The organism is Bradyrhizobium liaoningense, assembly GCF_018130955.1.
Taxonomy (GTDB): domain Bacteria; phylum Pseudomonadota; class Alphaproteobacteria; order Rhizobiales; family Xanthobacteraceae; genus Bradyrhizobium; species Bradyrhizobium liaoningense_C.
This window is the reverse complement of record NZ_JAFCJM010000010.1, coordinates 190940-198399: the sequence shown is the minus strand read 5'-3', so window position 1 is coordinate 198399 and position 7460 is coordinate 190940. Positions and strand designations below refer to the sequence as shown.

7 protein-coding genes are annotated in these 7460 nt (G+C 64.7%); 1 reads left to right on the top strand and 6 read right to left on the bottom strand.

Going from position 1 to position 7460, the window contains the following annotated elements; genetic code table 11:
• The first annotated feature begins 297 nt into the window (after nucleotides 1–297).
• Complete coding sequence (locus tag JQ632_RS11590; protein WP_212402433.1) at nucleotides 298–1392, top strand: serine hydrolase; 1095 nt, start codon at nucleotides 298–300, stop codon at nucleotides 1390–1392.
• 8 nt (nucleotides 1393–1400) lie between these two features.
• Here JQ632_RS11590 and JQ632_RS11585 read toward each other — a convergent pair whose 3' ends face one another.
• From JQ632_RS11585 to JQ632_RS11560, 6 genes are all read right to left on the bottom strand, one after another.
• Nucleotides 1401–2435 carry an ATP-grasp domain-containing protein gene (locus JQ632_RS11585; RefSeq protein ID WP_212402432.1) on the bottom strand — a complete coding sequence of 345 codons (1035 nt, stop codon included), beginning with the start codon at nucleotides 2433–2435 and terminating at the stop codon, nucleotides 1401–1403.
• Nucleotides 2432–3460 (bottom strand): putative zinc-binding metallopeptidase, encoded by a 1029-nt coding sequence (locus JQ632_RS11580; protein WP_212402431.1) that lies wholly within the window; start codon nucleotides 3458–3460, stop codon nucleotides 2432–2434. The genes JQ632_RS11585 and JQ632_RS11580 overlap by 4 nt, the downstream gene beginning before the upstream one ends.
• Nucleotides 3461–3717: 257 nt before the next feature.
• Nucleotides 3718–4671: a ribose-phosphate pyrophosphokinase gene (locus JQ632_RS11575; RefSeq protein WP_212402430.1), complete on the bottom strand. Its 954-nt coding sequence runs from the start codon at nucleotides 4669–4671 to the stop codon at nucleotides 3718–3720.
• A 170-nt stretch (nucleotides 4672–4841) separates the two neighbouring features.
• Nucleotides 4842–5453: a hypothetical protein gene (locus tag JQ632_RS11570; RefSeq protein WP_212402429.1), complete on the bottom strand. Its 612-nt coding sequence runs from the start codon at nucleotides 5451–5453 to the stop codon at nucleotides 4842–4844.
• Between the two features lie 122 nt (nucleotides 5454–5575).
• A complete protein-coding gene (gene pgeF, locus JQ632_RS11565; protein ID WP_212402428.1) occupies nucleotides 5576–6343 on the bottom strand; it encodes a peptidoglycan editing factor PgeF in 768 nt (255 codons plus the stop codon).
• On the bottom strand, nucleotides 6340–7401 hold the full coding sequence (locus tag JQ632_RS11560; protein ID WP_212402447.1) for a class I SAM-dependent methyltransferase: 1062 nt from the start codon (nucleotides 7399–7401) through the stop codon (nucleotides 6340–6342). Before JQ632_RS11560 ends, pgeF begins: the two co-directional genes overlap by 4 nt.
• Nucleotides 7402–7460: the final 59 nt, after the last annotated feature.

Below are 7460 nucleotides of genomic sequence, written 5' to 3'. Positions count from 1 at the left end.
GCGGCGCAAAATCAAGCGCGCCGGCTGGGACAATGCCTTCCTCATGGCAGCCCTCAGCCATATGCGATAGCCCTGCCGCTTGCGGGGAGAGGGTGGGTGAGGGGGAGTCTCCACGGGGACGGTGAAAGTTAAAGTTACCCTTGCGGAGACTCCCCATCACCCGGAATTCAAGCTTCGCTCGAATTCCGGCCTCTCCCCGCAAGCGGGGCGAGGCGAAGACACCGGTGTGTCATGAGCCTCGAAGAAGCGGGCACGGCGTTGTACGCTGTGAATGCCTGGTTCGGGAGGAGATGGCCCATGGCTTATATCGACCGTCGCCATGTGCTGGCCGGTCTTGGCGCGAGCCTGGTGCTTCCCAACGTCAGGCCCGCCGTCGCCTCGTCGTCCGACATTGCGGAACGCCTGGCCGCCGCCGACAGTGCGGGAAAGCTGTCCGGTCTTCACGTGCTCTTGGTGAGCCAGGGCGCCAAGCTCGCGTTCGAGCACTACGGGCAGGGCGCGGACGAGATCTTGGGTACATCACTCGGCAACGTCGCGTTCGGCCCCGACGTACTGCATGATCTTCGCTCGATCTCGAAGAGCGTCGTCGGTCTCGCCTATGGCATCGCGCTCGCCGCCGGCAAGGTGCCGCCGCTCGAAGCACGGCTCTACGAGCAGTTTCCCGACTATGCCGATCTCGCGGCGCAGCCGGGCCGGGACCGGATCACGATTCATCATGTGCTCTCGATGACCCTCGGCCTCGAATGGGACGAGGTCACGATCGTTTACGGCGATCCGCGCAACAGCGAGATGGCGATGGAGGCGGCGCCCGATCGCTTCCGCTTCATCCTGGAGCGGCCCGTTGTCGGCGAGCCCGGCGTGAACTGGACCTATTGCGGCGGCGCGACCGCGCTGCTGGGACGCCTGATTGCAAAGGGCACCGGGGAGGCGCTGCCGGCCTATTGCCGCCGCGTGCTGTTCGATCCCCTGGGTTTTGGTCCGTCGGACTGGGCCAACGGCTGGGACGGCGAACCGCGCGCTGCGTCAGGCCTGCGGCTTCTCCCGCGCGACCTCGCGAAGATCGGCCAGCTCATGCTCGCGGGCGGTGTCTGGAACGGAGCGCCCGTCGTGCCTGCCGATTGGGTGAAGCGTGTGACCATGCCGGCGGTGCCGATCGGCAACGGCCGCAGCTACGGCTATCAATGGTACATGGGCGACTATGCCCCCAACGCGACTGCGCAACCCCTGCACTGGTTCGGCGGCATCGGCTGGGGCGGCCAGTATCTCATTGTCATTCCCGCGCGCGATCTCGTTGTGGTGACCCACTGCGGCAACTACCGGCGGCCGAGCGCGGAGCAGTTCGCCGTGATGCGCTCGCTCATGATCGAGGTCGTGCTGCCGAGCTTTACCTGAATTTGCCGTCAGCCCAGGGATACGCCCGCCTTGGCGCGGCTGATGCCAAGCGTCAGAATGCGATGCAGGAGGTCCGGATATTTGATTTTGTCGTGCTGAGCCGCAGTCGCAAACTCCTGGTTCTTCGCGATTTCGGGATTGGGGTTTGCTTCGATGAAATACGGAGTGCCGTCGGCCGAGAGACGAAAGTCGATGCGCGCGTATCCATCGAGGCCAAGTGCGCGATAGATGCGCTTCGCAGCGCGCTGGATGCGAGCGGTCAGTTCGGGCGTCAGGTCTTTCGCGGGCCCGTCGACAATGCCGACGCGTTCCTGATAGTCGGTATCGTGCTTGGCTTTTTCGGTGGCGATGTGCCGTGACCTGCGCCCGCCCATGCTGCCGAATTTCAGTTCCCAAACCGGCAGAACGCGCAGCCGATTGTTGCCGATCACGCCGACATAAAGCTCGCGTCCTTCGATGAATTGCTCTGCGATGGCGGCGGATTCGACCCGCTCGTGGATGAAGGCGACGCGTTCCGCAAGCTTCTCGTCCGTATCGACGATGGAAGCCTGCGAGATGCCAAAGGATCCGTCCATGTTCAGGCTCTTGACGATCAGCGGCAGCGCAAGATGCTTGGGACGTTTGACCTTGCGGCGCATCGGGAAAACGGCGAAGGCCGGCACCGCGATCCGGCGATGGTGCACCAGCGTCTTGGACAGGTCCTTGCCGCGCGCCAGGATCAGGCCACGCGGATTGCACCCGGTATACGGGACCTTCATCAGTTCGAGATAGCTCGCGATATGCTGGTCATACGCGACGTTATAGTGGAACTCCTCCAGCAGCGTGAAAACCACGTGCGGCTTGAAGTCTTCGATCGCATCGCGGACCGGCTTGATCTCCTCCTGCGCGCCGAGCGGGCGAACCTCATGGCCGGCCGCGCGCAAGGTGCTCACCACGTCGTATTCTGTTTTCCAGGCGTTGATTTCCTGCGCGGTGTATCCGTCGGTCGTCTCCGGAGGCATGAAATCCGGATGCATGAGCACGAGAATGCGGAGGCGTCTCATAGCGCGATCCATTTGCGGCGTGATGGGCCGAACAACGCGTGCATGGTCTTGGCGGTCACGAGGACAGTAAAGTCGAGGACGAGCTTCTGCTCGGGGCCGACGGCGCGCAGATCGAGCTCGCGGCAGCGGGAGATCATATCGTCGAGGACGGCATCGAGCGTGAGCTGATTCTCGCCCGTCCATCGCGCGACCAATTGCCTGATCTGGGCGCGGTGCCGCCTGATCAGACTCGAAGCCGGTCTTGACCGATAATGCCGCGGATCGGCTGAAAACAGCCGCGAGAGATCGCGGTCGTAGGTCTTCGGTGGCGTGAAGGCGTAGAACGCCTGCTTCTTCTCGTAGTGGTCTTCGAGCGTTTGGCTGAGCTTGCTCAGTGGGTCGACACGCTCGCGCGTCGTGATCAGCGGTCGCTTGCCTGCGATCTCGCCCATCAGCTCGTCGACATATTCGAGCTTCTTCAACGCGGGCCAGCCTGCATATCGCGTGCGCCAGTTTGAGCGCGGCCGCAGCCACACCGCAAAAGTTTCGGCGAAGTCTTCATCCGGATGGCTCTGCGCGTACCAGAGCCGAAGATGCTGGACATAACGCCTGCTCGCCGGATTGGGCCGGTAGTAGCGCGGGTAGTGTTTCGACGACGGGCCGAAGAGCTGCTGCCAGCGGCGTCGGCGTTGAAGCTGGTAGCCGTGCTGCACGGCATGGCCGGCTTCGTGACGGAGGATGGCCATGCACTCGCGCCAGGTGCCGCCCTCGACGTCGAACATCTTCTTCTTCTCGAGCTTCATCAGGCGGGGATGCGCGAGATAGAAGGGAATCGCGATGCCGGGTACATCCGCCGGACTGAACCATTCGCTCGAGATCCAGGTGTGCGGCCGCAGCCGGATGCCCCGTTCTTCGAGCTCTTCGTGGAGAGTGCCGACACAATCCTCGAGCCACGTGCCGTCGACGGTAACCCTCAGGCTACTGAGGCGCTGCTCGAGCAACTGCTCATCCGACAGCTTTTCCCATGCAAATTTCCGGCGTGGCATCAGGCGTCCAGGAGGTTACTCGGCATCTGGATGATGTCATGCGCCGTTGCCGGCAACAACCCGTGGGGGCTGCGAGGCGTGCTGCGGCGCGTCAGCGTCCGAGATCGCAGGGTGGGTTAGCCGGTGGCCGCGCGAAGCGCGGTTCACAGGCGTAATCCACCACTTCTGTCACCGCGGAGATTAAAGAGGTGGGGTACGCCCCGCGGACTGCGCTTCGCGCAGCCGCAGGGCTAACCCACCCTACGAGATCGACGTGTTTAGTCGAACAGGCTCGACACCGACTCTTCCGACGCCGTGCGCGCGATCGCGTCCGAGATCAGGCTGGCGATCGGCAGCGTGCGGATGTTCGGCGCCTTGCTCACCGCATCCGTCGGCAGGATGGAGTCGGTGATCACGAGCTCCTTCAGCTTGGAGTTCGCGATGCGCGCAGCGGCGCCGCCGGAGAGCACCCCGTGGGTGATGTAGGCGTAGACGTCCTTGGCGCCCTTGGCGATCAGCGCATCGGCCGCATTCACCAGCGTGCCGCCGGAGTCCACGATATCGTCGACCAGGATACAGGTGTGGCCGGCAACGTCGCCGATCACGTTCATCACCTCGGACTCGCCGGGGCGCTCGCGGCGCTTGTCGACGATGGCGAGCGGGGTGTTGATGCGTTTTGCAAGGCCACGCGCACGGGCCACGCCGCCGACGTCGGGCGAGATCACCATGACCTTGGAGAGGTCGAACTTTTCCTTGATGTCGCGCACCATCAGCGGCGCGGCATAGAGGTTGTCGGTCGGGATGTCGAAGAAGCCCTGGATCTGGCCGGCATGCAGGTCGAGCGTCATGACGCGGTCGACACCGGCCTGGGTGATCAGGTTCGCGACCAGTTTTGCCGAGATCGGCGTGCGCGATCCGGATTTGCGATCCTGCCGGGCGTAGCCGAAATAGGGCAGCACCGCCGTGATGCGGCGCGCCGAGGAGCGGCGCAGCGCGTCGGTGATGATCAGCAATTCCATCAGATGGTCGTTCGCCGGGAACGAGGTCGACTGGATGATGAAGGCATCCGAGCCGCGGACGTTCTCCTGGATCTCGACGAAGATCTCCATATCGGCGAAGCGCCGCACCACCGCCTTGGTCAGCGGCAGATCCAGGCCTTGTGCGATGGCCTGGGCGAGAGCCGGATTGGAGTTGCCGGCAACGAGCTTGATGGAGCCGTTTTTGGCCGACATGGACGCTTCCTCCCGCGCTTTGCTGGATACGACGTTCAACATCAAAGAATACCCACACGGAGCACGGTTACGACGGGCGAGGAAATATCAGGCCGAGGGTCGCGCTGGCAACCCGGGATGCTACGTTTTCCTGTCGAAAATCCTGAGTCCGGCCAACACTTTGGCTGTGGTTAGCGGTCGGTATAGCCGAGCGCCGAGGCTGATATGTCAGCCTCTCGCGCGGGGGCCAGGACGCTGGCGACCGCCGGTCCCCGCAGACCCGGAACCGTACCAGGGGAATCCGCCGGCGCACCGTTGATCATGTTGGAAAGTCCGCTGAATCCGGCCTGGGCGATCTTCCGCAGCACCAGATCGTCGGCGCCGGACCAGGCGTCGCGGCCGGCCTTGCCGGCGGGTTCCTCGCCGGACAGGCGGAGCGCGCGCTGCTGGTTGGCGTCATAGACGTCCCAGACCCAGGAAATGACGGTCTTGCCGCGGACGGTTTGGGCGGCGAGGTAGCTGCGCACGCGATAGGCAGCGGAGCCCTCGCGGGACACCACCGTCAGGCTGCGCAGCTTCGATTCGCTGTCCAGCACGCTCACCATGCGGTCGAACACGGCCGGCGGCGGTCCGTCGATCGATTCGAAGGCGACGGTGGCGCCGCTCCCGCTCGGGGCCATCGCATAGGAATTGCTCGCAGCGCCTCCGCCGGCGCAGCCGCCGAGCGCGCAAGATGCGGCCAGCAGCGCGATCGCGAGCAGGCGCGAGCCAGCGCGAAGCAGGAATGATGACGCGTCCCTCATTATAAGGGGCAGCGATATCGTTAAAACCGATTAACGTCTAGGGCGGGGAAGCCACAGGCGTTACGCGAAACGAGATTCGCTCGCGATTGCCGAGACTTGCGCCTGCCTGATTCTCTGAATGTTCACCCTTCGAGCGCGATCGCGTGGATGTGCCGGCCGTAGTCCGGCTCCTTGCGATGCACCGAGCGGCGATAGCTGAAGAAGCGCTCGTCGGCATAGGTGTCGAGGCCTAAATCATCGATCATCAAAATGCCGGCGCGATCCAGGCGCTGACGGATGAAGCCGGCGAGATCGAACATCGCGTGGCCCTCGCGCACCGAGGGGATGAAGAATACGGCGTTGACGGCGTCCGCCTCGATGAAGCGGGCGACGAATTCGTTGCCGACCTCGTAGCTCTCCTGGCGGATCAGCGGCCCGATCGCCGCGATGATGCCGCTGCGCGTCGCGCCGAGTTTCTCCATGGCGTCGATGGTGGATTCGAGCACGCCCGTGAGTGCGCCTTTCCAGCCGGCATGCGCTCCGCCGATGACGCGCGCATGGGGATCGACGAACAGCACCGGCCCGCAATCGGCGGTGGAAATGCCGAGCGCGATGCCGGGCGTGTTCGTGACCAGCGCATCGCCCTTCGGACGCGGGCCGGCTGGCCACGCCCCCTCGGCGACCAGCGCGTCGGGCGAGTGGATCTGGTGCAGGCTGACGAAGCGCTCGGGCGCAACGCCGACATGCTCGGCCATGCGCCGGCGGTTTTCCGCGACGTTCGCGGGATCGTCATTGGAGCCGAGCCCGCCATTGAGCGCGGCGTAGATGCCGCTGGACACGCCGCCTTCGCGGGTGAAGAAGGCATGGCGCAGGCCGGGAACGGCCGCAAGCAGCGACGAGCCGATGGTCATGCGCTTTCGTCTTCCTCAATATGATCGCTCAGGCCCGCGATCGCGGTGAGCCGCGGCTCGGAAATGCCGAGCACCTTGAACATCGAGCCCATGCCGCCGCGTCCCGGATCGGTCAGGCGCTTTTGCGCAGCGACGATGTCGGTGGCGACCTCCGGTGTCGCCTTCTGCATCAAGGCCGCCGCACGGGTGTCGATGCCGAGCCGCTTCAGGAACTCGCCCTGCGTCACCGGACCATGCACGCGGGCGCCGACGTCTTCGGCGGCGCGCGACAAGGCCTGGAAGTCGACATGCGCTGTCACATCGGCCTGGCCCGGCGCCTTCAGCGGATCGGTGAAGGTGTGGCGCGCGATCGCCTGAAACGTGTCGCCGGCATCGCTGCGCAGATGGCCGTAGTCGATGATCAACGCCGCGCCGTCCTGGTCGCGCACCCGCGTCGCGAGCTTCATCATCTCGGAATCGGGGCGCCATTCGAACACGGCGCCGACGGGCGCGGCGCGCACCAGGGGCGGCAGCAGCACGTCGAAACGCGGCGTTGGCTCGGCGGCGGCTGCGAATACCAGCTTGCCATTGACGTCGACGTCGATCACGCGCTCGTGCCAGCCGTTCTCGCGCTTCACCATCTGGTGGATCGGCAGCACATCGAAATATTCGTTGGCGAGGATGATGCAGGGGCCTTCCGGCACGTCGTCGATATTGTCGTGCCAGGCGATGTTGCGCACGCCCGACAGCGTCGTCTTCTGCCGCTCGCGCAGCACCGGGTTGACCTCGACCATATGGACGCTCAGCGTCTGGTAGAGCGGCGGCAGCACGCGCAGCGCCCGCAGCGCATCCGCCATCATGGTGCCGCGGCCGGGGCCGAGCTCGATCAGCCGTAGCAATTGCGGCGAGCCCATCTGCTTCCACACCGATGCCGTCCACAGCCCCAGGAGCTCGCCGAACATCTGGCTGACCTCGGGCGCGGTGGTGAAGTCGCCCTCCCGTCCCAGCGGATCGCGCGAGACGTAATAGCCGTAGCGCGGGTGCATCAGGCACAGTTCCATGTAGCGCCAGACCGGCATCGGTCCGGAGGATTTGATCAGCGCCTTGATCTCGTTCAACAGCGCAGAATGTTCGCTCA